Consider the following 25,464-nt stretch of genomic DNA (forward strand, 5'->3'; position numbering starts at 1 on the left):
GACGACTTGGTCCGCTGTCTTCGCATCCAAGGAACGAACATCACTACTGTCACTACACGCACTCATTGCAGCAGCTATCACCATCCCAGCAACCAGCACCTTCATGCAGCTGCGCCGTTCGTGATTCACCGGGGGGATGCCTTTCTGTCAGTTTTAAGCGCCAAGATAACCGCGAGAGTTTAATTCGGAAAAATATCGAACCCTGAAACAATAACTGCGCCAGAGTTCGATATTTTCCGACTATTCCGCACCGGATTTAGCTGGGCGCGAACCCCTGATACTCAAACAGGCTGACAGCAATGGCAGCAATCGCCCCCAAAGAACCTGCAATTAACAGGTACCCCAACCCAAATTTCCGGCTTCGGTGAAAAATGCACAGAAACAGCGCTGGCGAGATAAGTATCGCCCAGGAGATCACCCAAATGACCCAGTATCGAGGGGTGAAATTGGGGTCTGCGCGAAGCTCTCGGGGGACCGCGTCCGGCGTAGGTAAATCCAGGATACGACGTGCGTAGATGGTTCCCGGTATGAACACGAACACAGCCAAGAAGAAAGCAGGGTAGAAGGACCCTAGCGCATTCCACTGCTTGGGTTTCTTCAGGTCAGCGTCCGTTGCTTTCATTTCCGGCTACCGTACACCAGACCAGGATTGGTCCGATCCGCTACCATAGGTAACGAACGGCTTGGCGATACCAAGCCTCATTCCTCGATACCCCACCTCGGATCCATACCGAGCCACGTTCGTCGACTCAGTCCAGTGTTCGAAGTCGTAGATATCGAAGACATGGATCTGTTGGCGAAGATCCACCTGATGATTGCCGGCGCTCCCAGGGTGAGCGATGACCGATGTGGTTGAGGCAAGGCTGTACTTGCCTAGTGCATGGACATGGTCTCCGAGGGACCCTCCGGTAAGCACCCACGGGGTTCCAACGATTACCTTCCTGGGCTCGCCTGCTGCATCAGCTGCGGCAATAGCCTGTGCGATAGCATCCTCTCGGTTCGCAGCATGGGTGGTAGCGGGCGGTGATGCAGGCGGATTGTCGTTCGCGTAACCAGTAGTCGTCTCCGTGGACCATCCGTCGATGACCGACGACGACACCGCATAGTCGAGACCATTGTTTTCGTAGAAGTGGTCCCATAGCGCTTCAGATACCGGCTCTCCCTGCAGTTGGAAGTACGCCTTTACTTCAACGTACCCGTTGGTATTTTGCTGAGTCTTCCCTCCGGTGGGATCGTCCTCGACGCCGTACTCACTGAGATCAACAGGCCCATATGGCGGGTGAAGACCCGTGTCGTAACTTGCGAAGCTCAGCTCGTCGGCGATGGGTACAAGAGTTCCCAGAAAGGAGTGGTTTGCTTTGATATGCATTGAGCCGAACTGAAAGTTCTGTTGCTCACTTCCAGGCTCACCGGGCGCCGGGGCGGGATCGGTTGTCGGATATCCATATTCGCTTCCTTCGTACCCCGCACTGGACCAAATCTCCAGAATCCGCCCTGTGACGGGATGAGCGCCGTGAGTGGGGTGCCAGTAAACGACACCACGTTCGAACCGGTCCATCTGACCTTGACCATCAGGCAACCCGACCTGGTCCTGGATGGGATAGCCGAGAAGCGTGCCGCCTGGTGCCATGCCGCCGACCGAGTTGTACTTGTCGCGCAGCGGCCCGTTGCGGATCGCGGAACCGATCGCGTTCTGGAAGGAAACATAGATCGCACCGTCCTGGAACTCCTGACGCCGGCCACCGTCAGGGAGAACGATCTCGTCGGTGGTCGGGTACTTCAGCCAGCCGGCCTCGTAGCTGTGGATGCCCCAGCGGTGCAGGAAGCTGTTGACCACCGGGTGTGCACCGCCGGCGGCGGACCAGTAGATCGGTCCGTTGAGGAATTCTCTGAACTGGCCCGACATGCGGCTGATGAAGTCAGTTCTGCGTCCGCGGTGGGGGTTTCGGCGGCAAGGGAATGCCGAGATCGGCCGTGGTCTGGTCGTGGATGCGCCTGTCGATCTGGGCGAGTTTGTTCTCCGCGGCGGCGAGGCTGATCTGCAGGCCTTCGACTTCGCCGAGCCAGCCTTCGCGTTCGGCCTCGATGATGCGGGCGTGGAGGTTGTCGCGGATCTCGACCAGGCGCTCACGTTGGTTCGGGTCGGGCCAGAGCATCGGGCATCGGATGCAGGCGTGTTCGTGAAGACAGGGCGTGCCGAAGGACCGCCCGCAGGTTCCGGTCGAGACCTTGCGTCGTTCGAAATGACCAAGAAACTCTCCCCATTCGGCGTCTGTTGGGACACGGTATTCGTCGGTTGGCCGCAAGGCTCGACGGCGCGCCAGGAACGCGTGGTGAGCTTGGATGGCCTCGTCTGGGTAGACAGCCTTGTAGCCCATGGTGACGTTGATATCGCGGTGACCTGCGATGACTTGGGCGATGTGGGGTGGTAGGCCGTTGAGGATGGCGTCGGTGATGAACATCCGCCGGAAGTCGTGCGGGGTGCAGCGCAGTGGCCGGCCCGTCGAGGGTTCGGTCAGGCCGGTGGCAGACAATGCGGCGGTGAGCATCTCGCGGATCGCTCTCGGTCCGATGGCCTGGTTTTCGCTGCCGAGACATCGTTGGAACAGCAGCGGCGCCGGGTTTGACCAGGTGCGTTCGTGCAGGTCGAGGACCGCGACCTGTGGGACGGCGCCATCGGCTCCGCGGATGCGTCGGATGATCAGCGACAGCACGTCCGCGAGTTCGGGGCTGACCAGCAGGAGCCGCTCGGCATCGGTCTTCGACGGCGCGATCTGCAACAGGGGAACCACTTCACCGGTGGTGGGCAGCCGATACTGGATCAGACTGTGATGCGAGAGTTCGCTGAGTTCTTCGATGCGGATGCCGGTGGCGCGCAGAACCTCGACTGCGGCGAAAGCCCAGAACGCGTGGGCCTCCTCGCGGGCGAGGTCGCGACGCTGGCCGGTGTCGGGATCGTGGGCCCAGAGTTTGCCGGGTGTCTTCTCCTTGGTGCGTGAGCGGATCAGGGTCTGACCGTCGACGGTGAACTGGTCACCGAGCGGTGTCTGCTGGGCGGCGGCGAGCAGTGCCGCTGCTTCAGTGCGGCGCTTGGCGACGGAACGGACGAGGACCGGGAGCACGGGGAGGCGTTCTCGGGTTCGGGTGTCCATCCGTGATTTGCGGTGGCGCTTTTCTTTTCGCCTGTCGATCTCGCTTCCGGAGATCGGGCACGGTGCCACCCACGGTCCCCACCGGGCCGGGTCTTCCAACGCCCACTGGGCGAGATCGAGGTAGAGCGCTCGCACTGCCACCAGAACCCCGAAGTAGTCCAGCCGTGGGCTGGTCGTCTCGACGATCTCACCGCCCGGCGTGCGGGTTCGGGTGGTCACGGTCCGCAGCCGTTGCTTCCAGGCGTCGGTGACCTCGGGTGACAGTCGCAGCGAGGCGATTCCGGGATTGTGGTGTTCGAGGTCGGACCAGAACAGCTTCCCGAGAAGTCCGGCCAGTCGAACGAGGGTCGAGTAGTCCACCGCGGGTTGCCGCTCGCACAGGTACTCGACTAACAGATCCCGAATGGAGCGGCAGGCGATCGAGTATCGGTCGATCAGCTGTTCCGGGGACTTCTGGCCGGGACTGCGCAGCTCGGGCAGGGTTGCAGGCACCTGGGTGCCGAAGACACCGAGTGAGTGCAGGGAACGGTAGAACAAGCGTGTTGCCCCGATCCCGTTGCCGCGGATCGCTGCCTCGACGTCGAGGAACTCGAGCACGTCACCAGGGACGATGTCGGCGATCGTCCCACCCTTGGCGCCGACGATCGACGCGGTGCGCGAGAGGCAGCGGTTCGAGGCGGTGGTCGAGACCATCAGATCGGCGTCGAACGTGGCGGCCAGTTCCGCGAAGCCGTCGCCGCGTCCGGCGGCGGTGAGATCGCTGACGAGGGTGGCGCGTGGGATTCGGCAGGTGACGAACCAGGCCGGGGAGGGGCGGAGCATGTCGGCGCCGATCGCGGTTGTCACCGCTCGCAGGAGGATCTCGTGGTGGTAGTCGGTGTGGCAGGTGGAGTGGATCCATGACCCGGGCACTGACCGCCACTGCCATCCGGCGGTGTCGGCGCCGCTGGCCATCCACCTGTCCTGCCAGGTCTCACCCGGGAACGTGCCGAGCCAGTCGAGCAACAGTTTCAGGCCCTGTGTGCGGGCATTCTGCTTGTTGTAGTCGTCCAACACGAACGGCGGCGTCGTCAACCGCGCCCACGTCCGGTCACGGCCACTGCAGGTCTGGTCCCAGACCGGCGGGGTCGATCTCGCCGGCCACCGCGCCTGCTGCACCTTCTCATCGACGTCGTTGCCGGACGTGTCCTCGGCCCGCACGACAATGGAGGTGGTGAGGGTCATGAGATCGGCCTTCCGAACAGCACTTCCAACGATTCGGGTCGATACTCCGGCGCGGGAGTTGGGGGTGTGCGTTGCTCGGCTCGTCGGGTCTGCTCGGTGTGGTGGGCCAGGATCCTGCGGATCATCTCCTCCTTCCGCGGGGTGAGGTAGAGCTGGGTGGTCGTCAGCTGCGAATGCCCGAGGATGTACTGGACGTCGGTCAACGGCACGTTCGGGTCTTCGGCCATACGGTAGGCGGCGGTGTGGCGCAGCGCGTGCAACGTCGCCGAGCTGCTCGCTCGTGCGCTGGCGCGTTCGAACATCCGGTGCACCGCATGGTAGGTCAGCGGCCGCGGCGGGGCGCGCAGCGTCCACCACAACGGCTCCCTCGGCGACTTCGGAACCAGGGCCTCGGATTCGAGCTGATACAGACGCAACCACACGAACGCGTCACTCGATGCGGGGAGCTCCTGAAGTTCACGAGTGCCCTTGCGCACCACTGTGATCAATTGGCGACCGGGATCCACTCTGCCCTGCGTGGCTGACAGCAACTCCGATGCCCGGGCGCCGGTGGAGACATAGAACGCCACCAGGGCACGGTCACGATGCGAGGGCAGACGGGCGAAGATCTCGTTGAACTCCTCGTCCGGCACCGCCCTCGGTACCCGGGACGGCACCGTCGGGCGATACACACCACTGCGGGTGTTCGCATAGGGGTCCATCGGATTGTGGTGTGCGTGTGCCCGCCGACCATGCGCAGATCGACCTGACGGAAACGGATTCACAATCGGGCCCCGCCCGGATTCGAGATGAAACTCGTAGAAGCATCGCAGCACCGTTTCGGAGTGCGCCCTGACCGAGGCCGCGTAGGGCTTGCCGCTCGGCGGCGAGGGCACCTCGTTCGAGGGTGCGCGCCAGTGGGGGCGAATTGGCTTGCCCGCCAACAGCAACCAGCGGCAGAAATCTCTTGCCTCGACCTGCGTAGCCCGGTTCCACGGCACGTCGATCGCCCACAGGAACCGGAACCAGCGAAGCAGATCCATCCCGTACGAGCGGACCGTCGCATCGGAGCAGCCTCGCGCCTGGAGGTCCTGAAAGTAGACGACCACTGCCTCGACTGGCGCTCCAGTCGGATCGATCAGATCCAAGGGCTGCCATCGATTGTCGGTCGCGCGAAGTGATCCCCTCAACGGGACGGTCAGCTCGGCGAGATCTCGCGGGAAATCCTCGTCAATCGGCACAGTCGAGACCATAGACCTCAACCGCAGAAAACGTCTGCTACCAGCTAAAACTCGTGTCGTAGTTCAGTCAACTAGAAGGTGACGCGCTGGCCGGTGCTTCCAGGGTTGATGATGTTTCCGCTGGTCGGATACGACAGGAAGCTCGCTGGCCCACCGAGGCTGTTGTACTTGTCGCGGATGTCGTCGCACACCTGGAACGGGGACGGCCAGTAGTACTGGCAGCCGGAAGCCAGGAGATTGCGCGAGGACCGCAGGCGTGCTTCGCCGATCTCGGCGTTGTCGGCGTCTTCCTTGGTGAACGGCGCGGGGATCTCTTCCCGGTCCGAACGCATCTGACCCGGCACGATTGTCGACTTCGGGTTCTCGGTCGGCCGCCAGTCCAGATCCGGTTCGGCGGTCTTCGACGACAACTCCGGATCGTCCGGGGCGACCGGTTGATCCGCGGCCGGAGCGGCGGGGATCAACTCGGCTGGGAGCGGCGCGACAGCCTCGGCCGGTGGGGAGACCGTGTCCTGCGCCGGCGTTGCCGGGGGTGCCGCCGATGCCGGAGCGGATTCGGAGGCCGCGGCCGTCTCGGGACCGACGGGTTCCGGTGCCACCGGCGTCGTAGTGAGGTCACACGGCAACGCCGGTGCCGTAGTGGTCGTGGTGGCCGGCGGCGCGGTGGTCGTTGTTACCGGGGTCGTCGTGGGGACCGCACACGGATCGGCGGGGTCCTCCGTCAGCACCGGCGCCGGCACGGCATCCGAGGTGACGGGCGCGGTCGTGGTCACCGGCGCCGGGGACGGCGTGGGTGTGGTCGAGGCAGGCTGGGCGAGTGCTGCCGACCCTCCGACGGCAACCATCACCACGGTCGTGCCGGCGACCACGCACTGACGCCACCATCTGCTGCGGGGCACGACAGAACCCCGCTTGGTTTGCGAATTCATCTGGTACCTACTGTCTTTCATGCGGACAGGGGTAGCGGTGGCGCCATCGCTATGTAGGAACTTAAACCTTTTCCCAAGAACCACAAACGCACCAGATAACACTTTCGTCACAAAAACCATTCGTCCGGTTTGTTTTTGATTCGAAGGGCAAACCGGACTTTCCGGTGATACACACAAGGCGCGGCCCGCGCCTGTCCCCTGCTGCGGCGCCGCGTCTTCCGCACCGCATCGCGGTGTCCCCCACCCCTGAAGGAGCAACGATGAACGTGACTACCCTTCCCGCATCCGGCAGCGCGGCACGGCGGCGGATCGCCGGCGGTGTGGCCGCGGCCGGGCTGGCGGTGCTGTGCCTGGTCGGCGGCGGCACCAGCGTGGCCGGGGCGCAGCCGGCGGCGAGCTGCCAGTCCTACTGGCCCTCGCCGTATCAGGTGTGTGACGAGATCAAGGACCTGTACGCCTCGCTCGGCGGACCCGCCGGCGCGTTGGGTTTCCCCACCTCGGCGCAGCAGCCGCTCGGGGTCGACGGGCTGCGGCAGACCTTCACCGGCGGCGCGATCGTCTGGACCCCGGCCACCGGCGCCTACGTCGAATAACCTCGGCGGCCGCGGCGCGGGCGGGCAACACGAACCCGGATCAGAAGTGGATCTGCGTGACCTGATCGATCCGGGCCAGCTCGCCCGCCCCGGCGTCGGGGTCACTGGCGGCCAGGTGCAGGGCGGCGACGGCGGTCTCGGCGATCCAGCTCGACTCCTCGTCCGCGGTGTAGGTGGCGAAATCACGCATCTGCCCGTGCCGGTCGACGTCGAAGACCAGCACCCGGCCGTGAGGGTCGACGAACATGGCCCTGCGGATGAAATCCTCGGCGCCGGGACGGCGTTTCGGCGGTGCCAGCTCTTTGAGGCGCCAGCCCAGCAGGTGCAGCTCGGCGAACGGGTAGTGCTCGAGGAACTCGTACTGTCGCGACCTCATGACTGTGAGGATGCCCGCCGGCACCGACACATGTCCGCGACGGCTGCCATTCGATGTCGGTGCCTGGCCTCCGTCACGGCTGGTACGGGTTCGGCGGTAGCGGGTTGCGGTGGTCGCTGTCCCAGGTGACGCGATTCGTCGCTTCCGTGTCGCTGGCCTCGAGCCAGGGGCAGGCTCGCAGCTCGTGGGCGCAGTCGATCGATGAGCCGATGTAGGTCGACATCAGATCGATGTCGGTGGCGACGAACCACGCCCGGTCCTGCGGCCACCACAGGTTCGGCCCCCACGAATCCAGGGTGCGCACCGCGTCGTGCACGGTGCCGTGGACCAGGTGGTTCTCGCGCCCGGGGATGCTCAGCCGCGGCCCGAATCTCGGCAGTCCCAGACTCTGTCCGGCGCCGCGACCGTCCCAGAACCCGAACCAGCAGTCGTCCGGGGTGGCGGTGTGCCCGGTGAGCACCGCGGCCAGCGCCGCGAACTGGTCTTCGGGCATGTCCCCGATCTCGGGTGCCTCGTCCCACACGGTGCCCGCACCGTCCCCGGCACCGCGGCTGGTCCCGGCGTGCAGCAGGGAGAACCATTCGACGGTCGGATGGATCACCCCGCCGGTCGCGGCCGCGACCTCGGCCCACCGCACCGGCACCTGCTCCCCGGAGTCACGCTCGACGCGCATCGCCGGATGCAGGATCCGCGTGTAGGCCGGGTAGATCGGCGGCACCAGCGACCCGACGGTGGAATCGAAGCAGGTCAGCGCGGCCGTGACCCAGTCACCGGCAGACACATCGCCGAGGACATCGGGGGCCTGCCACACCAGCTCCTGGCCCTCATCGTTCGGGGTCATCGCGGGTCACTCATCCAACTGTTGGATGCGGATGGCCCGGAACGAATATCCGTCCTGCTGCGCGTGTTCCCAGTCGAACTGGACGGCCGCGCCCAAGGTCAGGGCACGGAACCCGGTGCCGTCGATGTGGCTGAAATGTGCCCAGCACCCGCCCGGGGTGTCGGGAGAATCGAGCACTCCCCACCCCAGCTCGCCGTGCCATTCCCGCACCGTTCCCGTTGTCCGTCCCATGACGATGACCATGCCACGGTTTCCGCGCTCAGCGTGCCGGCCTCGGTTCTCCCCCGAGGACACCGGCACGCTCGTGGCGTGAGGAACATCCGAGTCGCGTGGTCGTTTCCGGCACTCGCGGTGGGCGGGTTCTCGGTGATCGCGTTGTACGTGGCCTCCTGGCCCCAGTCCGCATTCACCAGCTGTGAAGTCGACCCCGGGTACGACCCGGTCACGTGCACCGAGTCGCTGATCCACCGGCGCGGAGCCGGGTACGTCACGGCGATGGTGCTGCCGGCCCTGCTGTGCACGGTTCCCGCCCTCGTCCCCAAGCGCAGCACGGCGCGGGCGACAGCCGGGCGCTCCTCGTCACAACACTCGTGGCCTCCGTCCTGGTCGGCGACGTCGCGATGATGCCGGCAACTGCCACGGTGCCCACGCTTGTCCTCCCGGGCTTCATACCCGGCTGGCCGCAAACGGCTCCGTTGCGTCCTCGGTCAGCGGACAGGTGTTTCTCCATCAGGTCCACCACCGGCAACGGGGTGGACAGGGACCACCGCGTCGGGTCGTTCCACCAGGGCTCCGGTCAGCGCCGCGTGATCCAGGGCGGGCACTCGCGCCGGGAACCAACCGATGTAGCCGGTCTCCGGGTCAATCATGCCGAGGAAGTTCCTGATCGACTCCCGGTGCTCCTCGATCGTCTTCAGGTACGGTTCCGCGTCCGGGTGGCCCAGCGTTCGTACCGGGCCGCCACCGAAGCCGTACCCCTCATTGGGCCCGGATTCCCAGGTGCACTCGTCACCTCCGTCGGGGCGCATGCGCAGGGTGAAGACCTCACCGTCGACGGTGAGAGTGAAGGGACCTTCATTCGGCTGCGGGCGATAGTCGTCCGGCCACTGATCGCTGTTCACGAACCGAGCCTGTCACACGGCACAGCACTCGATGACCGTCACGATTGACCCAGTGCGCTGTACTTGGCGAAAATCCGCTCACGCTCAGCACCGAAGGAATAGCCGGTGTCCCACATCGCTCCCGCTCGAATACCCGCCGTGCGTAGGGCCGCGTAGAGGGCGTCTTCGACACCACCGATGTCGCCCTCGCCGCGGACACCGAAGGACACCACCACATCGCAGCACTCGAGCCGGCCGTCTGCTTCCCGACCGGTGGTATCGGCACCGTCCAGTGGCGTAGGCGCAAGCACCTGCCACCGCACCCGATCACCGAGCAGCTCGAACAGAACCGACTCGATCACCTCGATGAACGCGGCGGCGTCCCTGCCGAGGGTCTCGATCCGGAACTCGACGATCTCCCCGGCGTGGATCGGCCAAGAATCCGGCGGCGGATCTTCCCAGACGCTCTCCCGATACACCTCGACACCGCCGACGGGCCCGAGATCCGGGCAGGTCGACTGGACCAAGCACAACATCGGATGGCCGAACAGGCCCGCGAGCCGGGCCTGGCAGGCGAACCCATCGAGAGTCACGTGGGCGATGTAGCGGTCCAGGTGCACCACGGTGTCGAACCCGGCAACAGCCAGGACCGTGCCGGTCGACGACGGGTCACTGCCGAAGGTGAAGGCCGCGACATCCCGGAGGGTGTCGACGAAGGCATCCGGGCCGCGGCCGTAGTCGGGGTCGTACGACATCGCCCGGGCGAACGCGTCGTACATGTCATCGGTCGAGGTCCAGTCGTGGCCGTCGATCCGGTGCACGAGGTAGCCGAGTGCGGCCAGCCGATCGCAGGCGCTGTCGAGATGAAAGGCAGTCTCGTACCGGAAGACGGTGCCGTTCTGCAGCAGCGTCCAGTCGAAGCGTTGTCGTTGCTCGATGAACGCGTCCTTGTCTGTTGGGTCGAATACCGCTTTGCGCACCATGTCCCGAGCGTATGTGGCCGAGCCGTGGGACAGCGGCGGTCACCGAACTCCGGTACCCGCGAAAGCGCGGTGGGAAGTGCCAGGGCACGCCGCAGCACTTGGGCCGAAACAACTCCGTGTTCTGGGACCGGACGTGCGCAGCATCAAGCGGTCGGGAGTTTTCTCGGGGAAACGAAGTGTCCGGCGGCACGGACGGCGACAAACAGAGCTATCAAGGTCAGGCCTGCTGCCCGACTGCTGCGATCGTCGAGCCTGTTCGAACACCTGCGCTCGAGCCCATCTTGCGGGATTGAACGAGACTGCGCCCCGGGCTCGTCCACCCCGCCGATCGTGACGGTCAGTTCGTCGGCCGGCACCGGACTGAGGACGGATCCGCACACCACCGTCCGGGGACCGACGCTGTCGACCGGGATCGAGACCGTCGCACACAGTGCCCACCCGATCATTGCCAGCGCCACGACTGCCGACGCCGTGCAGGTCGAGCCGAACACGATCGCGTAACGACTGTGACGGCGTTGCGTCCACCAGAGACAGGTGAGTGCGGATCCTGCACCGAGGTACGCCAGCCAGAGCCACCAGCCGAAGAGCCCGAGCAATGCGTAGACGAACAAGAACGTGAGGATCCAGAAGACCGTTGTCGGCCACGTCGTACGCGATCTCGCACCTTGCCGATTCCTGAGCACCACCGGGTTATTCTCCCTAGCCTGTCCCGGTAGTTCGGGAAGATTTGCTGCCCGGCGAGCCCGCACCGTCAAAGACGCACGTCCGGTTCAGAGAACCGTGCCTTGCCACAGCTCCGGAGTTGGATACGGACAGACGAACACCTTCGGGCGGGCTCGATTTCCGGATCCTCTCCGAACCGCTGTGGGAACCCGCGAGCACTTCTCAATTCTGTCCTGTTTGAGGATCGGTAAACAGCACAACCGTCCAGAGGCGCCACGCACGCGAGATGTAATTCAGTATTACAACAATACATACTGTATTCTTATCTGCAGTTCAGACTACATGGAGGATCCGATGGCCACCCTCACGCTCCGCGTCAGCGACGAGACTCGAGAAGAGCTTGAGGCGTTGGCCCAATCCAAGGGCACGACCGTCAGCGCATTGCTGCGGGACCAGATCGATCAGTTGCTCGGTCGCGACGTGGAGATGCGTCGCGGCGATGTTCCTCAGTCACTGACGATGACCGAACGGCTGCTGCTCGCGAACCAGTCGAGGATCCTGGCCGCTCTCGATCCGGATGAGGCCGACTACTACGCACGACGAAGCGAAACTCTCGAGGAAGGGTACGCCGGCGAGTACGGCGACGTGTTCGCTGCGGTCGGTCCAGAACTCACCCGCACCGAATGCGCTTTGGTCTGGGACTTGCTCGATATGTTCCGCGTCCTGAGCGCAAGCATCGAGGCGCTCAGCCCCGCTGATCGAGCCGTCCTCGGCGAAGAACGCATCGACCGGCTGCGGTTCCAGGGATTCGACATCAGCGACCAGCTAGAAGGTCGACTGCTGTCATATGTGCAGTACCTGGTGCGCGGAAGGAGATGGTCGGAAGTCGGCCCCCGACTGGAGGAGATCGGCGACGACGGCAACTCTCATCACCGCTGTTTACCCTTCTACCGACTTCTGCTGGACACCTACCGGCCGATCATCACCGCCCGCGCCAAGAGCCGGGGATATTCTCTCGATGCCTACCGTCTCGACCTCGAAGAGCTTATCGAGTTGGCGGAGGTCAGCTTCCGATGACGCGGATCTGCACAGAATCCGCAACTGCGAGTGTAGGTCGGAAACCACCAGGTCAGGAGCTGTCGTCGCCGACGCAGCGACTACCTGGTTCGGCGCCCGGACTCACTTTTGCACCCTCCACTGACAAGATCCCCGCTTGTGCATGCATTCATTGACGAGTCCAAGCGTGACGGCTACATGCTTTGCGCTGTCACCGTCGCCGGCGGAGATGTCGCAGCCCTGCGTAAGCAGGTGGAAGCGCTGCGTCCACGAGGCAGCGCACGGATTCACATGAAGTCTGTCAGCAAGAAGGAGGCGCCGAAGCTGGTCACTGAGGTAGCGAAGCTCGACGCGGCCAGTCGCCTCTACGTTGTGAAGTCAGGAAAGATGCCCGAACGAAGCGCCCGCGATCTCACCCTTGGGGCAGCTGTTCGGGATTTGGCGACGCTCTCGGTGAGCCGGGTCCTTATCGAATCCTGCAATCAGGATCGAGAGGACAATCGTACGATCCGCGACGCCGTGGGCGCCGATGCACCGTTCGTCTACCACCATGCTTCCCCGAGCGATCCACTGCTGTGGCTTCCCGATATCCACGCATGGGCCTGGGGCCGCGGGGGCCAAATGAGAGCGAAGATCGCACACCGGATCGAGGTGTTCACGCTCTGACAAGGAGAAGAACCCCACCGGTGGGATGGGGTTCTTCTCAAGTGCGATGGGCGCGCAAGGCTGGAAACCACTGAGTGGAGCTGCCCTAGGGGTACTTACGCTCCGGAGACCTCCTACACGAACCACTTCCCTCGGCTACTGCCTTGGGCACCCCAAACGGTACCACCATCTACCGCTCAGGGGACTTGCCCCGTCTCGCTTGCTCGATCTCCCCTCATCAAGGAACTGAGTCAGACAAGTCGGACCCGATCGATCCACTGCGCACGCTCGGCGAATCAGGGTCGCTCCTGCCGACGGAGCTGGGAGCGACGACGAAAGTCCAACACGAGTCACTGTTCCAGTGCCACCCTCGCCTGAACTTCCCGATGAGCCACAAGTCCGTGAATCCAGGGGGCAGGTTAGGCGGTCTCGTGGGCATCACGTCGCATTCGAGTGGCGTCGCGAACTGCCGGTACTCAGTGAACCCCGAATTCGGTACGGACTCCGGAGCGCCATCGAGGTGAAGACACACACCATGATAGGGAAGCGCCGGATCGGACATGACTTTCCTACGGATACCGACAGGATCCTTTTCGTTGCTGGACAGGAACGCCTCAACCACCTCGAGCGTGCTGTCGGGATTCGTGACCCCCGTGGTGTGCCACATGAAATCGATAGCAACTCGCGTAGTCCGCTGTCCTGCAGGAATCTGCAGCACTTGGACGACTCCTGCGATGGCAGCAAGCTCCTGTTCAAGCTCTGTCGTGCCGGCGTCAGGTCTATCTCGGGCGAGAGACTTCAGCCCCCGTACCTCCATCTTGCGGAGCAGCGGAATCAAGCGCCCCTCCAAGCCACGGAAGACCACACCAAATTCGCACATCACCGCCCAGCACTCAGAGAGGGAGGAAGTGTCAAACCCCTTGAACCGCTTGGTGTACTGGTTGTAGGAACTCCGAAAGTCGGAATTAGTGATCGACCCAACCTCCAGGACGCCGATACGCAGATGGGACTCGCGGGCGCTCTCGGACTTGCCGAAGACTTGGTAGTCGACCATCCCGTTCTCACTACCGTCATCGTGCGGTTCCAGCCTCACGGGCGAGTTGTGCTCGATGATGCTGCGAGCGAGCCGCTCAACCTGTGATTCTTTCTTTTGCGCACGCCCTTTGCGAGCCGCCATCATGTCCCTCCTGTCGTCGGCTGAGAGCCTCTGGTAAGCCGACGAACTCATGCGAGCGAGTCGACAATCTTCATCGTCTCGACCGCAACGGTGGTGACGCGTTTGATCAGGTCGACGATGTAGGTCGGGTCGTCGTGCTCGTCGCACCAATCGTTCGGGTCATTGACGATCCCCGATGCCTTGTCGGTTTTGACCTGGTAGCGGTCGAGGATCCACGCCAACGCAGACCGGGATCCGAGCATGTACCGATCGGCCTCCTCGGGAATGCCCGCGATTGTGACCTTCGGGTTGTAGACGATGGTGGTGCGATCGTCGACATTCTTGCCCGTCTCGAGATCCTTCTTCTTGCCCCACTTGAGCTTCGACACCCGCCACGTCTCACGATCGTTCGGATCGGCGCCCTTCTTCAATTGCACGTCGAGGTCGTAGGGCTCGACGGTCTCGTAGTTCACGTGCAGGTCCGCGAGGCGCCGGCCGACGGCGGCGAGTTGCTCGAACCGCTCCTGTGTTACCGGGGTCGGGATGTGCGGAAGCATCTTCTTCAAGTCCGCGGCGTAGTTTTCGCGGTAGGCAGGGTCGTGGAGGAGCCCGTAGACGTAGTAGAAGATGTCGTCCTTGGTGACCTGGTCACCAACCGCTCCTCGGTAGAGCGCGAGGATGCCGTCGGTGATGTTGTCGACCCGCCGAAATCCGTACTCATCAACATCAGGGGTGTCACTCGACGACGTGAAGTCAAGCTCCCCATCTGTGGGCTGTGCCTTGACGTAGGTCCACCGCGGGAAAAACTGTCCGGTATCCAGGACATGGAGGTTCGGAAGTAGATCGGTGATGAACGGCGTGAACTCGAAGTGCGATGCGGGTCCCGTCAGAACGATTCCGATGTTCGGGTGATCTGATGTCGGGAATATCGACGGAAGCTGGTAGGTGCAGTTGTTGAGTTGCTGTTTCTCGTCGAAGTAGGCGTGCTGTTTGGTGAATGGCCTGTAGCTGCCGATGCGGAATCCTGACTGCTGCACCGCAAGCCGAACGCCCTGAGCGACTTGCCTCTTGTTGACTCGGTCCCAACTGAACAACTTGGGGTCAGTGGAGATCAGTGCGTCGACAGGAGGAAGGACAGTTGTCGAGGCCCGTACGGAGTCGATGCGGTCAACCTCAGAGTTGTAAAACTCGACTGCACGATCGATGTTGGCTTCTACCTCGGTGCGTGAGAAGTTGTAGCACCAAGCATCGCGGTTCGTCTTCAGGCCACCGGAATAGGTGCTGAACACGGTGCACTGGCCAGGGCTCGCCTTCTTGTCTCCGATCGCAGGCCAGATCTTGAACTCGTCGTTGCGCTGGTTCACCCAGTCGCCGTGGCTGTTGGAGGTGACGGCCTGCCAGTCGATGTTGGCCAGGGTGTTTTTCTCTACGATGCGGAGTTTGTCTTCGCGGCTGAGGTAGTCGCCGATGTCGCGGTAGTAGATCTCGCAGTCACCGGTGTGGGCGGGGTTCTTCACGCCGATAAAGATGGCGACGGTGTTGCGGCTGCCGGATCCGAAGATCTTGCCGCCTTCCTTGCGGGAGAGTTCGCCGGCGGTGCGCTGGTTTCCGCGCAGGTTGTAGACGTAGATGCGGGAATATTCGTCGGCGAGGGAGAGGCGGATGCCGTCAGCGGTGTTGCCGTCGATCCAGCCACCGTTGGATACGAAGGCGACGATGCCGGCGTCGCCGATGCGGTCGGTGGCCCATCGGAAGGCCCGTAGGTAGGAGTCGTAGAGGCTGTTCTTCAGCTGCGCAGTGGACCGTTTGGCGTAGGTGTCGGCGATCCGCGTGTCAAGGGTCGGGTAGGAGACGTTCGCGTTCAGGTCGTTCGCCGAGGTCTGCCCCACGCTGTAGGGCGGGTTGCCGATCACCACATTGATGGGGATCTTGTTCTGACGGACGATGCGGTCGTTGTTCTGCGGAAACATCACCGCATCGAGACTGTCCCCGCCCTCGGTGATCTGGAAGGTGTCGGCGAGCACGATGCCCTCGAACGGCGTGTACTCGGAGGCTGATTCGTCGCTTGCCAGAGCGTGGTAAGTGGTTTCAATGTTGACCGCGGCGATGTAATAGGCGAGCAGCATGATCTCGTTGGCGTGCAGCTCACCTGCGTACTTGCGGGCCAGATCCTCGGGGCGGATGAGCCCGGATTGCAGCAGCCGGGTCAGGAAGGTTCCGGTGCCGGTGAACGGGTCGAGGATGTGCACACCCTCGTCGGTCAGGCCGCGGCCGAACGCGTCTCGGGATGCCTGGTCGGCGGCGCGGAGGATGAAGTCGACGACCTCGACGGGGGTGTAGACGATGCCGAGGGCGTCGGACTGCTTCTTGAAGCCGATGCGGAAGAACTTCTCGTACAGCTCGGCGATGACCTTCTGCTTGCCGTCGGCGGTGGTGACCTCGGCGGCCCGGATCCGCACCGAATCGTAGAAGCCCTCGAGCTTCGCGGTTTCGGCCTCCAGCCCGGAGTCGCCGAGCCGGTCGACCATTGCCTGCATCACCCGAGAGACCGGGTTGTGGGAGGCGAAGTCGTGTTCGGCGAACAACGCATCGAAGACCGGTTTGGTGATCAGGTGCTGGGACAGCATGCTGATCGCGTCGGTCTCCGTGATCGAGTCGTTGAGGTTGTCGCGCAGCCCTTGCAGGAACTGCTCGAACGCGGTGGCCACGGCCGGATCGGCGCCGGCGAGCAAAGCCCGGATGCGGGTGATCTGGGCGGCGGCGATGTCGGCGACATCGGTGGCCCAGTCTTCCCAGTAGGCTCGGGTGCCGACCTTGTCGACGATCTTGGCGTAGATCGCCTCCTGCCATTCGGACAGCGCAAACAACGCCATCTGCGTGGCCATCTGCTCGCCGTCCGCCCCGCTACCGGGATCGACGTCGCCCGTCCCGCTACCACCGCTCGCGCCCTCGGTGCTGGTGGAAACCGATTCGTCGCTGTCGGCGGTGGGGCCGATGTGCCCGCCGAGGAGGCGGTCGGTGCCCTTACCGATCTTCGCGTCGGCGGTACTGGCGTTGAGGACGATTGAGTTGACCATCGCGTTGAACCGGTCATCGTGGGCGCGTAGGGCGTTGAGGACCTGCCAGACCACCTTGAACCGACGATTGTCCGACAACGCCTGTGACGGCGCGATCCCGGCGGGAACGGCGACGGGCAGGATGATGTAGCCGTAGTCCTTACCCTCGTTCAGGCGCATCACCCTACCGACGGACTGGACGACGTCGACGACGCTGTTGCGCGGGTGCAGGAACAGCACCGCATCCAGCGCCGGCACGTCCACGCCCTCGGAGAGGCAGCGTGCGTTGGACAGGATGCGGCACTCGCCCTCGGGAACGGGGGCTTTGAGCCACGCCAGTTCCTTGTTGCGTTCGAGGGCGTTGAAGGTGCCGTCGACGTGGTGGACCACGCAGCGCAGGTCCCGGTTGGTGTCGTCGACGGTGCGGCCGTCGTTCTCCTGGTCGTCGAGCAGATCCAGGTAGGCGTCGACGACGGTGGGGAACACCTCGGCGACCTGTTTGGAGGCGGCGATGTCCTTGGCGAACGCGACGGCGCGCCGCATCGGCGGCTCGCCGGGGGCAAAGCCGGTGCCGTCGGGGGTGCGGCCGGCGCGTTTGGCCAGCCCGTTCCAGCAGCCGACGATCTTCGAGGCGTCATCGAGGGTCAGCTCGGTGTGATCGCCGGCGAGCTGGGCCTGCATCGGGGCGGCGATCAGCTCCTCGTCGACGGTCAGCACGATCACCTTGTAGTCGGTGAGCAGACCCCGCCCGACCGCTTCCCCGAAGGAGAGGCGGTGGAATTCGGGACCGAACAGGGTCTCGTCGTCCATCGAGAACAGCTCGGCGGAGTGCTCGTCGGCCTTGTCCTTGACGGCGTCGTCGAAGATCCGCGGGGTCGCGGTCATGTACAGGCGCCGATCGGCCTTGAGGTAGTCGCCGTCGTGCACCCGCACGAAGTTCGAGTCGTCGCCGTCGGCGACGGTGAAACCCGTGGTGCGGTGCGCCTCGTCGCAAATGACCAGGTCGAACGCGTCGACGCCGTTCTTCTGGGCCTCGGCGACCACGGGCAGCGACTGGTAGGTGGTGAACACCACGGTCAGGCCCTTGGCGCGCTTGCGGTGTGCCATCTCCGCGGTCAGAGTCTCCGCGTCGGTGGTGACGGGGATCGCGACGTCGTGGGCACCGATGTCCTCGGCGGCGCGGGAGACCTTGCGGTCCGAGCACACCGCGAACGCCCGCAGGTCCAGGCGGGTCTGGGCGGTCCACTCGCGCAGGGTCTGCGAGAGCAGCGAGATCGACGGGACCGCGAACAGGATCTTCGCGTGGCCGCCGTTCTCGGCGGCGGTGCGTTCGGCGATCTTCAAGGCGGTGAAGGTCTTGCCGGTACCGCAGGCCATGACGAGTTTGCCGCGGTCGTGGCCGGCGGCGAACCCGGCGAAGACCTTCTCGATCGCCTCGGCCTGGTGCGGGCGCGGGTCGTGCCGCTCCGCTTCGGTGAGCCGGACCTGCGGCACGCCGTCGGTCCAGTCCTCGATGTTCCAGGCGATCGGGGATTCGGCGATCTCGGTCAGCCCGATCCGCTGCACCGGGATCGACTGGTCCTCGAGGGCGTCCTCGGCGTGCTTGGACCACCGGTCGGTGGTGGAGATGATCACCCGGTTGGTGAACGGCTTCTTGCCCGAGGCGGTGAAGAACGAGTCGATGTCGCCCTTGGCGAGGGTGTGGGTCGGTTCGTAGAACTTGCACTGGATCGCGGTGTGCTCCCCGGTGTCGCGGGCCACGGCGACCAGGTCGATGCCGGTGTCGGGTTTGCCGTCCCGGCCGGGCCAATCCGTCCATCGCCACACCTGCTCGTACTGCTGGGCGAGCATCGGGTCGAGCTGGAAGTAGCGGACCATCAGCTGCTCGAAGCGGGTGCCTCGTTCGGAATTGGACGGTGCCTTCCGGAACGCGTCGATCACTTCGTGCACCGATGTCGCCACTACTGCCTGCTTTCACTTCCGCCCGGCCCCACTCACGGGCCGCTGTTGTTCGGGCGTTGACGTTACCGGGGCTCGACCGAGCATCCCCGTCACGGCGCGGACCCGGCCCGCCGAGAATGCCCGGCCCCCATTCTCGTGTCGGATGCCGGCGCTATGGTGCGCACCGTGCAGGTCACCAGCAAGTGGATCACCGACATCGAGATCGAACGGTCCAAACAGCACACCCGCGGCAATGCCCAGCGCACCCGTCGGCACCACTTCGTGCCCCAGATGTATCTGAAGCGCTGGAGCGACGAACACGAGCTGGTGCGGTTCACCGACACCGTGACGGGCTGCGGCGATATCGACCTCCCGGAGGCGATCGCCCACGAGGAGTTCTTCTATCGGATCGCAGGCGAAGACATCGATCCCGACGAGCATCCGGACCTGTGGTTCGAAACCCACATGGGTCGTATCGAGGGCAAGGCCGCCGAATGGTTGCGTGCTCTCGATGGGCACCCCGACGGCCGCGTGAAGGATCCGAACCTGCTGCACAACCTGGCGGTGTTCATCGCGTTGCAGAGTCAGCGCACGCCGCGCAGTCGCGCCTTCGAACTCGACCTCGATGCCGCGATCCAGCGGTTCGGCCCCCGGACTGTGATCGACGATCGGCTGGCTCTTCCGTTGATCTGTCGAACACTCGGGATTCCCTACAGTCCACAGCAACATTCCGAGATCGTCGAACAGATCCTTGCTCGTCCCGACTTCAGTTCCGATCCCACCGCGAAGGCGATCGACAACAGCATCAAAGTCTGGCGCAACCACATCGTCCCGATGTTCGCCTTCCGGCGTCGCTGGTGGCTGGTGAGCTCGCAGACCGCGCTGATCACCTGTGACGAGCCGGTCGTTCCGGTTCAGGCACCCGGGTGGCCCCGCACCCGTGTCGCCCGGTTCGATTCTCCGCTCCTGCTGTATCCGATCGGTCCCCATCGTCTTCTCGTCGGCACCCCGGCCGATCAGGTCTTGACCGCGCCGTTCGCTCTCACCTCGGCTGAAGCCGATGCGGTCAACGTCGAGATCGCGGCGCACTGTCTACGGTTCGTGTACGAACATCCTGGTGGCGACATCGGCGCTCACCTCTCACTCCCGCAGATGCTGGAGTTCGACCCGGCACAGGCTGCCACCTTCTGGGAAGCGATGAGCCCGCCGACTCGGTGGAGCGGCGTCGGGGACCCACCGTCGTGGCCCCTCCAGCGCTGGACCACCTGATCTGCAACGCCTCAGGTCGATCTGCCGGGCGTCGCGAACCGGAGGTTGTTCACTTGCGGCGGGTGATCCATCCTGTGGCTTCGAGGATCGAACCGACCACGCCGAGTACCGCGAGCGCACACACCACCAGAACCGCGATACCCACCGTGCGGATGGTCCCGCTGGTCGCCCCCAGCACGGTCGACACCGCCACCAGCACGAGCGCAACGGCAATCACTCCGAAAACCACCTGAGCAATCACGCGCCGACGCGCCTGCTGCTGCGGGGTACGCGGCGTGAGAATGCGCGCCCGCCGGTTCCAGGGTGTGACGGTGCCGTCCGGTGCGAGATGAAAGATCGGCACCCAGGGAAACGCACGGGTGCCGATTCTGGGTTCTGTGGTGGTGAACACCATCAGCGCCTTACCTGTGTCGTTGTCGGCATGATGCCGCTGGACGATCGCGTGAATCTCGTCCCGGGTCGGTGCGGCATCGTGGTGGATGATGCAGCCACGGGAGATGTTGGTGCTGAAGTCGAGCTGACCGGGGAACTCGGTGCGGTGGGTGCGAGTGCGGCCCTGCGGTGCGCGTTTCCCGAGGAAGCGGAACACCGCGGCCGCCGCCTGTTTGCCGTCGATTTCCACCGCACCGCTCCGATCGTCTCTGTCGGGTTGTTGATCTTCGGAGCGTAGCGATCGGCACCGACCCGGCAGAGAAGCAACGCGTCACCGCGCATCGCGGGCGTCGTCGCGGGGCTTGCTCCGTGCCCCATCGGAACAGCTGTTACCCCCGGAAACGAATCGCCTCGCGGCGCCGATGTGCTCGATGTGAACGGTGAGCGCTGCGAGCGATGTGACCTGGTGATCGGCCAGTGTGAGCACACCCGGACCGTGTCCGGCCCGGCGGCCACCGAGCAGGGGCGGATTCTGGTCAGCCCGCGGCGGATGGCGCACCTGCCCGGCTGTGGCCACAACGACGAGAGCGAGCTGTCCGAGTGGGGTGAGATCCGCGGGGTTCCGCGGGCGTGGGCCCGGATCGGCAACGGGGAACCACTCGAGACCAACGCCGGCGCCGTCCTGGGCCGCCCCGCACTATCGCGCTGCCAGGACTGTGTGAGCCGCTCCTAGCCGGATCCGGATCCGGCTAGGACAGGAACGTTCTCGAAGTCGTCGTACCCGGGTCCAACGGTGAGGGACGACGGTGCGAGGGAAACCGGCGAAGGGCGGCACCCATGATGAGAGACCTCGAACGCGGCGATCGGCAAAGGCGCAAGCGGCAGTGGAGCGAACGCACAATGGTTCTGCCGCCGCGCTCCCCTATCGCGCAGCGTGGCGAGGCCGTCGGCCGTCGGATGCTCACCCGCACAGAAGAGTCGACCCGATGACCGCCCACGAGACGTCCCGGGCGCCGGGTAAGATGGAGGATCTCGCCCGCTCGCTGCGGCAGGCCCACGAGGAATTGTTCGCGCTCGGTCGCGCTCTCTCCGATCTCGCTGCCGCCTACGACGAGTTTTCCGACGACGAGCTGGGTGAGGCGGACCGTGCGGCCCGTATGGAGGTGATCGACAGCCTCGCCGGCATTCAGTCGGCTCTGAACGATGCGGCCGAACCGTTCGCGAGCGCCCTGTGGCACGCCGATCACCTCGCCGGTGATCCGAGTACTCCGCCACCGCTGACGGAGGTGACGCGACGAGATCGTGGCCGCGACTCCGGATCGGGTGCCGCGGTGGTGTCCACGCTGCTCGATTTCGCCCAATCCGGAGCCGAGGGTGCCGACCGGGTCGGTCCGCCGAGTTTCACCCCGGATCCGGCGGCGAACCAGCTGCTCCTCGACGACCCGTTCGCCTTCCTGCTCGGCGTGCTGTTCGATCAGGGCATTCCCGCCGAACGGGCATGGCGGGCACCCTATGACCTTCGTGTGCGCCTGGGCCACCTCGACCCTGCTCGCATGGCCGAGGACCCGATCGCGGTGCGGCAGGCGATCGGCGTCTCGCCGAAGCTGCATCGGTTCGTCGAGAAGATGCCGGCCTGGGTCGTGGCCGCCGCCCGGATCGTCACCGACCGGTACGACGGGGACGCCGGGCGGATCTGGGCCGATACTCCGGCCGCGAAGATGCTGCGCCGGAGGCTGACGGCATTCCCGGGAATCGGGCAGAAGAAGGCGGCGATGGCCGTCGAGATCCTCGAACGCGATCTCGGTGTGCCGATCACGGACATGCACGGTTCGGACATTGCGTACGACGTCCACGTGCGGCGAGTGTTCCTGCGGACCGGGCTGGCGGACGCCGACGAGCTCGACCACATGGTCGAGGTCGCGCGTACCGCCCACCCCGATCGGCCCGGACAGATCGATCTTCCCGCCTGGCAGATCGGTCGCACCTGATGTCGCTCCGGGACACCGCTGTGCGGTCGGTGTCCCCTCGCCGCTGTGTGTCCGAAAGACATCGACGCAGCTGCCAAGGTGCGGGGGATCTGATCTGCGTGAATCGCCGGTATATCACGACCGTGAACTCGATGAGCAAGAATCACCGCGTGGGCGGGCGTCGCGACAAGGCCGCATCCGGCGTGCCCGATTCGGGTCCGAGTCCGGCGCTGCCGTAGTCTCTCGCGTGCCCTACCCATATCCCCCCGGATCGGGTGGGTCCCCTGCCCCGGAGCTTCCCCCCGGTTCGCTCCGGGGCACCCGACTTTCGCCGGCCGCGATCCGGTGACGATGCATCTCCCCACGCACCCTCGTCCACCCCCCTGTGTGGCCGCAGCACCAATGCGAAAGTGTCTTGCCCCGAAGACCACAGCCTTCGGGGCAAGGCGCTTCATCCGCCGGTGAGGCGACCGGACTACCTGCCGGTCTGGACCATGATGACCTGGCCCTCGACCCCGAGATCGATGCCGGACTCGGTCCAGCCGCTGGCGAAGTAGTCTCCGGTCGCGGCCTGGGCCAGCCCGGCACCGGCGATCCCGAAGGTGCACACTGCCGCCGCAGCCACCAGGTCTCGCGTGATGATCGAACGCTTCATGTCGTGTCTCCCTTTGCTTCCATCCGGTGTCACAACGTTGGATGCGGCGTCGACCGCGAAAGTTCCCGCCCCAGCACGACATCGGTGGTCCGGATCCGATGGACCGTCACCGGGACCGAAGGGTGAATCGCCACATTCCGTCCCGGCAGGGAAACAATGCCCCCGCCACGGACCTCGGACGCCCGCTGGACTCCAACAGGACTTCCTCCGGGGTTCGGTCACGTACCGGACGGACGCGTGCGCAGTTCCCGCAGTTCGGCACGGAGTTCCTCGGCGCGTTCCCGGGCGGCGTCGGCCTGGGCCTGCGCGGTCGCGGCCTCGGTGCGAGCGGCCTCGAGGTCGGCGCGCACCGTCTCGGCGCGGTCCCGTTCGGCGGCCGCCGCGCTGCGGGCCGCGGCGATCTCCGCTTCCAGCCGCCGGGCGTTCTCGGCCGCCGCTTCGGCTGCGGTGTCCTTCTCGGCCTGCACCCGGGTCAGCCGTTCCCGCAGTTCCTCGACCTGCCCGGTGAGGACCTCGACCCGGTTCTCGAGGGCGGCGATCTGCTCCCGATGTGTCTCGGCGGCCTGCTTGAGCTGGTGCTGCCAGCGGGCCTCCGCCGCGGCGTGCTCGGATCTGACCGCGGTGAGCCGGGCGAGTGCCTCGGTGGCCTCGGTCTCGGAGGCGGCCGCGGCCGCATCGGCGTCGGCGCGTTCCTCGCGGGCGAGATCGAGTTGTTCACGCAGCGCCGCGATCTCGGCGGCGGCGTCGGCGCGGACCTTGTCGGCATCGGCCCGTACCCGCCGCAGATGCGCATCGATCGCCGCCGGGTCGGCGAGTAGATCGGTCGCGGCGGTGATCGAGGACGCGACCGACGTCAACGTCTCGAGCACCGCCTGCGTTTCACGGCGCAGCAGCGGAACCGCGTCGGCGAGCGTGGTGATCGCCTCGGCCGGATCGGTCGGCAACGCGTCCTGTTGCTGCAGGGCGCGGGCCTTATCCTTCTGCCGCTGCCGCCACGCCCGCACCCGGTCGGCGTCCGTGGCGTACTCGCGCCGCCGTCCCCCTTTGGCCGCCTCGGTCATGACCCCGCCCTCCCGACCCGATTCTGCTGCGTTTCCCCGCATCGTAACATGTTTCGTAACGTACGTATCATGATACGTACGTTACGAACGTTACAACGAGGCACGGCCCATGACCGCCGGGAGATCCGCCCGTCGACCCAAGCCGGCTGGCGGGGGAGCGACGGCGCTGGGGTCTTCAGGGCCGGAGGCGGTGGCCTGGTCGTCGGAACCGCGGTGACCGGGGGCGATGCGGACGGGCGATTCCAGGCCTGCGGTTGGTCGCCCGCCGGTAAGCCCGGCGGGGGTGCGGCCCCCGTCCGGAAGGCTCGTTCCTCACATCGGGGCCCGGCATCAAACGTGTGAGCGGCCCCCGCCCCTGGGGCATCGGGACGAGCCCGGCGGGGCGGGGGTCCGAGGGGGTTACCTGAACGGTGGTCGGATCCACGTGGGGGGGCTTGTGGCCGTTCTCGGCGCGGACTCGGTGGACCAGTGGTCACATCGGGGTTCGGGGGGCGGTGGCCTCTGCGCCCTGCCCGCGTCTACGTACAGGTCGGATAGATGCGGACGGCGTAGGTGCGGGCGTCGGCGGCGGTGTAGCCGGAGCGGTTCGGCTGGGTGCATTCGGCGAAGAATCCGCCGGTGGGGATGTGCTGGAAGTCCACCTCGTGCGGAGTGGACGGGTCGGCGTCGGGGGGCGCTTCATGGCTGGTGCGGTCCTTTCCGCAATGAACGGCTTCTTTCTGTTGCTCGAAGACCCCGCATCCGGGGGTAGGTTGTCCGCGGAACCCGAGCCCCCCGTGTACGCGCCCCTCTTGCCGGTCGAACTCGAAATTCTCGTTGGCGGTCTGTTCGAGGTGTGTCCGGTGCGGGTCCAAGTCCAGTGCGCCCGTAGTCTCTCGCGTGCCCCACCACCTACATCCCCGGCACCTAGCAGCAGATGAGAAGCTGATCCGAAGTACGGCTAGAACCGTGAGAACTTCCCCAAGAACCTTGTCAGTGTCGAGTGCAAGACTTCGTCTTAAGCCAAAGACAAGCGCGAACAGGACGAACGCATCTCTGATGCATCTGAGTATCTGAGCTTCTGGATGAACTTCTAGATGAACTTCTAGATGAGCTTCTAGATGAGCGAAGAGCCAGTAGCGCTATAGTTTGGTTGCGGACCAGATCTAGCAATGCTGAAGTACAGAGCTCTGACACGTGAAGTGTTTGACACTACGTACGAAGCT

General features: G+C 65.0%; 26 protein-coding genes and 1 pseudogene. 10 read left to right on the top strand and 17 right to left on the bottom strand.

Annotated elements, in window-relative coordinates; translation table 11 throughout:
• Positions 1-256: 256 nt before the first annotated feature.
• The 6 genes and pseudogenes from M1M07_RS22850 to M1M07_RS22875 all read right to left on the bottom strand — a co-directional run bounded on the left by M1M07_RS22850 (position 257) and on the right by M1M07_RS22875 (position 6,195).
• Positions 257-622 carry a hypothetical protein gene (locus tag M1M07_RS22850; protein ID WP_248675620.1) on the bottom strand — a complete coding sequence of 122 codons (366 nt, stop codon included), beginning with the start codon at positions 620-622 and terminating at the stop codon, positions 257-259.
• 6 nt (positions 623-628) lie between these two features.
• Positions 629-1,906, bottom strand: a complete 1,278-nt coding sequence (locus M1M07_RS22855) for an LGFP repeat-containing protein (RefSeq protein ID WP_248675621.1) — start codon at positions 1,904-1,906, stop codon at positions 629-631.
• Between the two features lie 13 nt (positions 1,907-1,919).
• Positions 1,920-4,376: a site-specific integrase gene (locus M1M07_RS22860; RefSeq protein ID WP_248675622.1), complete on the bottom strand. Its 2,457-nt coding sequence runs from the start codon at positions 4,374-4,376 to the stop codon at positions 1,920-1,922.
• Positions 4,373-5,077: a site-specific integrase gene (locus M1M07_RS22865; protein WP_248675651.1), complete on the bottom strand. Its 705-nt coding sequence runs from the start codon at positions 5,075-5,077 to the stop codon at positions 4,373-4,375. The genes M1M07_RS22860 and M1M07_RS22865 overlap by 4 nt, the downstream gene beginning before the upstream one ends.
• Positions 5,078-5,302: 225 nt before the next feature.
• A pseudogene (locus M1M07_RS32845) lies at positions 5,303-5,608 on the bottom strand (site-specific integrase); the annotation flags it as partial.
• Positions 5,609-5,667: 59 nt separating this feature from the next.
• Positions 5,668-6,195, bottom strand: a complete 528-nt coding sequence (locus M1M07_RS22875; protein WP_248675623.1) for an LGFP repeat-containing protein — start codon at positions 6,193-6,195, stop codon at positions 5,668-5,670.
• A 10-nt stretch (positions 6,196-6,205) separates the two neighbouring features.
• Between M1M07_RS22875 and M1M07_RS22880 the strand changes: the two genes are divergently transcribed.
• The gene (locus tag M1M07_RS22880; protein WP_248675624.1) at positions 6,206-6,472 is read left to right on the top strand and encodes a hypothetical protein; all 267 of its coding nucleotides are present in this window, start codon (positions 6,206-6,208) and stop codon (positions 6,470-6,472) included.
• A 313-nt stretch (positions 6,473-6,785) separates the two neighbouring features.
• Positions 6,786-7,118, top strand: a complete 333-nt coding sequence (locus tag M1M07_RS22885; protein ID WP_248675625.1) for an LGFP repeat-containing protein — start codon at positions 6,786-6,788, stop codon at positions 7,116-7,118.
• Positions 7,119-7,158: 40 nt separating this feature from the next.
• On the opposite strand, the gene M1M07_RS22890 is transcribed toward M1M07_RS22885, so the two are convergent.
• The 3 genes from M1M07_RS22890 to M1M07_RS22900 all read right to left on the bottom strand — a co-directional run bounded on the left by M1M07_RS22890 (position 7,159) and on the right by M1M07_RS22900 (position 8,566).
• Positions 7,159-7,494, bottom strand: a complete 336-nt coding sequence (locus M1M07_RS22890) for a hypothetical protein (protein WP_248675626.1) — start codon at positions 7,492-7,494, stop codon at positions 7,159-7,161.
• A gap of 73 nt (positions 7,495-7,567) precedes the next feature.
• Positions 7,568-8,335: a hypothetical protein gene (locus M1M07_RS22895; protein ID WP_248675627.1), complete on the bottom strand. Its 768-nt coding sequence runs from the start codon at positions 8,333-8,335 to the stop codon at positions 7,568-7,570.
• Positions 8,336-8,341: 6 nt separating this feature from the next.
• A complete protein-coding gene (locus M1M07_RS22900; RefSeq protein WP_248675628.1) occupies positions 8,342-8,566 on the bottom strand; it encodes a cold shock domain-containing protein in 225 nt (74 codons plus the stop codon).
• Positions 8,567-8,644: 78 nt separating this feature from the next.
• On the opposite strand from M1M07_RS22900, the gene M1M07_RS22905 reads away from it, so the two are divergent.
• A complete protein-coding gene (locus M1M07_RS22905) occupies positions 8,645-8,959 on the top strand; it encodes a hypothetical protein (RefSeq protein ID WP_248675629.1) in 315 nt (104 codons plus the stop codon).
• A gap of 83 nt (positions 8,960-9,042) precedes the next feature.
• Here the strand turns inward: M1M07_RS22905 and M1M07_RS22910 are convergent, their stop codons facing one another.
• Both M1M07_RS22910 and M1M07_RS22915 read right to left on the bottom strand, forming a co-directional pair.
• Positions 9,043-9,456, bottom strand: a complete 414-nt coding sequence (locus M1M07_RS22910; RefSeq protein WP_248675630.1) for a hypothetical protein — start codon at positions 9,454-9,456, stop codon at positions 9,043-9,045.
• Positions 9,457-9,494: 38 nt separating this feature from the next.
• Positions 9,495-10,418 carry a barstar family protein gene (locus tag M1M07_RS22915; protein ID WP_248675631.1) on the bottom strand — a complete coding sequence of 308 codons (924 nt, stop codon included), beginning with the start codon at positions 10,416-10,418 and terminating at the stop codon, positions 9,495-9,497.
• A 330-nt stretch (positions 10,419-10,748) separates the two neighbouring features.
• Here M1M07_RS22915 and M1M07_RS22920 point away from each other — a divergent pair, with 330 nt between their 5' ends.
• From M1M07_RS22920 to M1M07_RS22930, 3 genes are all read left to right on the top strand, one after another.
• Positions 10,749-10,919 carry a hypothetical protein gene (locus M1M07_RS22920; protein ID WP_248675632.1) on the top strand — a complete coding sequence of 57 codons (171 nt, stop codon included), beginning with the start codon at positions 10,749-10,751 and terminating at the stop codon, positions 10,917-10,919.
• Between the two features lie 516 nt (positions 10,920-11,435).
• Positions 11,436-12,158 (top strand): YfbU family protein, encoded by a 723-nt coding sequence (locus M1M07_RS22925; protein ID WP_248675633.1) that lies wholly within the window; start codon positions 11,436-11,438, stop codon positions 12,156-12,158.
• Positions 12,159-12,296: 138 nt separating this feature from the next.
• Positions 12,297-12,803 carry a hypothetical protein gene (locus M1M07_RS22930; protein ID WP_248675634.1) on the top strand — a complete coding sequence of 169 codons (507 nt, stop codon included), beginning with the start codon at positions 12,297-12,299 and terminating at the stop codon, positions 12,801-12,803.
• Positions 12,804-13,020: 217 nt separating this feature from the next.
• Here the strand turns inward: M1M07_RS22930 and M1M07_RS22935 are convergent, their stop codons facing one another.
• Complete coding sequence (locus M1M07_RS22935; protein ID WP_248675635.1) at positions 13,021-14,010, bottom strand: hypothetical protein; 990 nt, start codon at positions 14,008-14,010, stop codon at positions 13,021-13,023.
• Positions 14,007-18,956, bottom strand: a complete 4,950-nt coding sequence (locus tag M1M07_RS22940) for a DEAD/DEAH box helicase (RefSeq protein ID WP_248675636.1) — start codon at positions 18,954-18,956, stop codon at positions 14,007-14,009. Before M1M07_RS22940 ends, M1M07_RS22935 begins: the two co-directional genes overlap by 4 nt.
• 165 nt (positions 18,957-19,121) lie before the next feature.
• Between M1M07_RS22940 and M1M07_RS22945 the strand changes: the two genes are divergently transcribed.
• Positions 19,122-20,204 carry a DUF4238 domain-containing protein gene (locus M1M07_RS22945; protein WP_248675637.1) on the top strand — a complete coding sequence of 361 codons (1,083 nt, stop codon included), beginning with the start codon at positions 19,122-19,124 and terminating at the stop codon, positions 20,202-20,204.
• Between the two features lie 49 nt (positions 20,205-20,253).
• Here the strand turns inward: M1M07_RS22945 and M1M07_RS22950 are convergent, their stop codons facing one another.
• Positions 20,254-20,598 (bottom strand): SurA N-terminal domain-containing protein, encoded by a 345-nt coding sequence (locus tag M1M07_RS22950; protein WP_248675638.1) that lies wholly within the window; start codon positions 20,596-20,598, stop codon positions 20,254-20,256.
• A gap of 27 nt (positions 20,599-20,625) precedes the next feature.
• On the opposite strand from M1M07_RS22950, the gene M1M07_RS22955 reads away from it, so the two are divergent.
• The 3 genes from M1M07_RS22955 (at position 20,626) to M1M07_RS22965 (ending at position 22,564) form a co-directional block, all read left to right on the top strand.
• Positions 20,626-20,874, top strand: a complete 249-nt coding sequence (locus tag M1M07_RS22955; protein WP_248675639.1) for a hypothetical protein — start codon at positions 20,626-20,628, stop codon at positions 20,872-20,874.
• 198 nt (positions 20,875-21,072) lie between these two features.
• Entirely contained in the window at positions 21,073-21,309 is a 237-nt protein-coding gene (locus M1M07_RS22960) for a hypothetical protein (protein WP_248675640.1), read from the top strand.
• A 253-nt stretch (positions 21,310-21,562) separates the two neighbouring features.
• On the top strand, positions 21,563-22,564 hold the full coding sequence (locus M1M07_RS22965; protein WP_248675641.1) for a hypothetical protein: 1,002 nt from the start codon (positions 21,563-21,565) through the stop codon (positions 22,562-22,564).
• 454 nt (positions 22,565-23,018) lie between these two features.
• On the opposite strand, the gene M1M07_RS22970 is transcribed toward M1M07_RS22965, so the two are convergent.
• From M1M07_RS22970 to M1M07_RS32850, 3 genes are all read right to left on the bottom strand, one after another.
• Positions 23,019-23,198, bottom strand: a complete 180-nt coding sequence (locus M1M07_RS22970) for a hypothetical protein (RefSeq protein WP_248675642.1) — start codon at positions 23,196-23,198, stop codon at positions 23,019-23,021.
• Between the two features lie 218 nt (positions 23,199-23,416).
• Positions 23,417-24,259 carry a hypothetical protein gene (locus tag M1M07_RS22975; RefSeq protein WP_248675643.1) on the bottom strand — a complete coding sequence of 281 codons (843 nt, stop codon included), beginning with the start codon at positions 24,257-24,259 and terminating at the stop codon, positions 23,417-23,419.
• A gap of 518 nt (positions 24,260-24,777) precedes the next feature.
• Positions 24,778-24,900 (bottom strand): hypothetical protein, encoded by a 123-nt coding sequence (locus M1M07_RS32850; protein WP_282582253.1) that lies wholly within the window; start codon positions 24,898-24,900, stop codon positions 24,778-24,780.
• Between the last annotated feature and the right edge of the window lie 564 nt (positions 24,901-25,464).

The organism is Rhodococcus sp. HM1 (assembly GCF_023218075.1).
Lineage (GTDB): Bacteria > Actinomycetota > Actinomycetes > Mycobacteriales > Mycobacteriaceae > Rhodococcus.

Coding starts and splice junctions, on each gene's coding strand:
- M1M07_RS22850 (WP_248675620.1), bottom strand. CDS start 622: ATGAAAGCAACGGACGCTGACCTGAAGAAACCCAAGCAGTGGAATGCG.
- M1M07_RS22855 (WP_248675621.1), bottom strand. CDS start 1,906: ATGTCGGGCCAGTTCAGAGAATTCCTCAACGGACCGATCTACTGGTCC.
- M1M07_RS22860 (WP_248675622.1), bottom strand. CDS start 4,376: ATGACCCTCACCACCTCCATTGTCGTGCGGGCCGAGGACACGTCCGGC.
- M1M07_RS22865 (WP_248675651.1), bottom strand. CDS start 5,077: ATGGACCCCTATGCGAACACCCGCAGTGGTGTGTATCGCCCGACGGTG.
- M1M07_RS22885 (WP_248675625.1), top strand. CDS start 6,786: ATGAACGTGACTACCCTTCCCGCATCCGGCAGCGCGGCACGGCGGCGG.
- M1M07_RS22890 (WP_248675626.1), bottom strand. CDS start 7,494: ATGAGGTCGCGACAGTACGAGTTCCTCGAGCACTACCCGTTCGCCGAG.
- M1M07_RS22895 (WP_248675627.1), bottom strand. CDS start 8,335: ATGACCCCGAACGATGAGGGCCAGGAGCTGGTGTGGCAGGCCCCCGAT.
- M1M07_RS22900 (WP_248675628.1), bottom strand. CDS start 8,566: ATGGGACGGACAACGGGAACGGTGCGGGAATGGCACGGCGAGCTGGGG.
- M1M07_RS22915 (WP_248675631.1), bottom strand. CDS start 10,418: ATGGTGCGCAAAGCGGTATTCGACCCAACAGACAAGGACGCGTTCATC.
- M1M07_RS22925 (WP_248675633.1), top strand. CDS start 11,436: ATGGCCACCCTCACGCTCCGCGTCAGCGACGAGACTCGAGAAGAGCTT.
- M1M07_RS22935 (WP_248675635.1), bottom strand. CDS start 14,010: ATGAGTTCGTCGGCTTACCAGAGGCTCTCAGCCGACGACAGGAGGGAC.
- M1M07_RS22950 (WP_248675638.1), bottom strand. CDS start 20,598: ATGGTGTTCACCACCACAGAACCCAGAATCGGCACCCGTGCGTTTCCC.
- M1M07_RS22955 (WP_248675639.1), top strand. CDS start 20,626: ATGATGCCGCTGGACGATCGCGTGAATCTCGTCCCGGGTCGGTGCGGC.
- M1M07_RS22965 (WP_248675641.1), top strand. CDS start 21,563: ATGACCGCCCACGAGACGTCCCGGGCGCCGGGTAAGATGGAGGATCTC.
- M1M07_RS22970 (WP_248675642.1), bottom strand. CDS start 23,198: ATGAAGCGTTCGATCATCACGCGAGACCTGGTGGCTGCGGCGGCAGTG.
- M1M07_RS22975 (WP_248675643.1), bottom strand. CDS start 24,259: ATGACCGAGGCGGCCAAAGGGGGACGGCGGCGCGAGTACGCCACGGAC.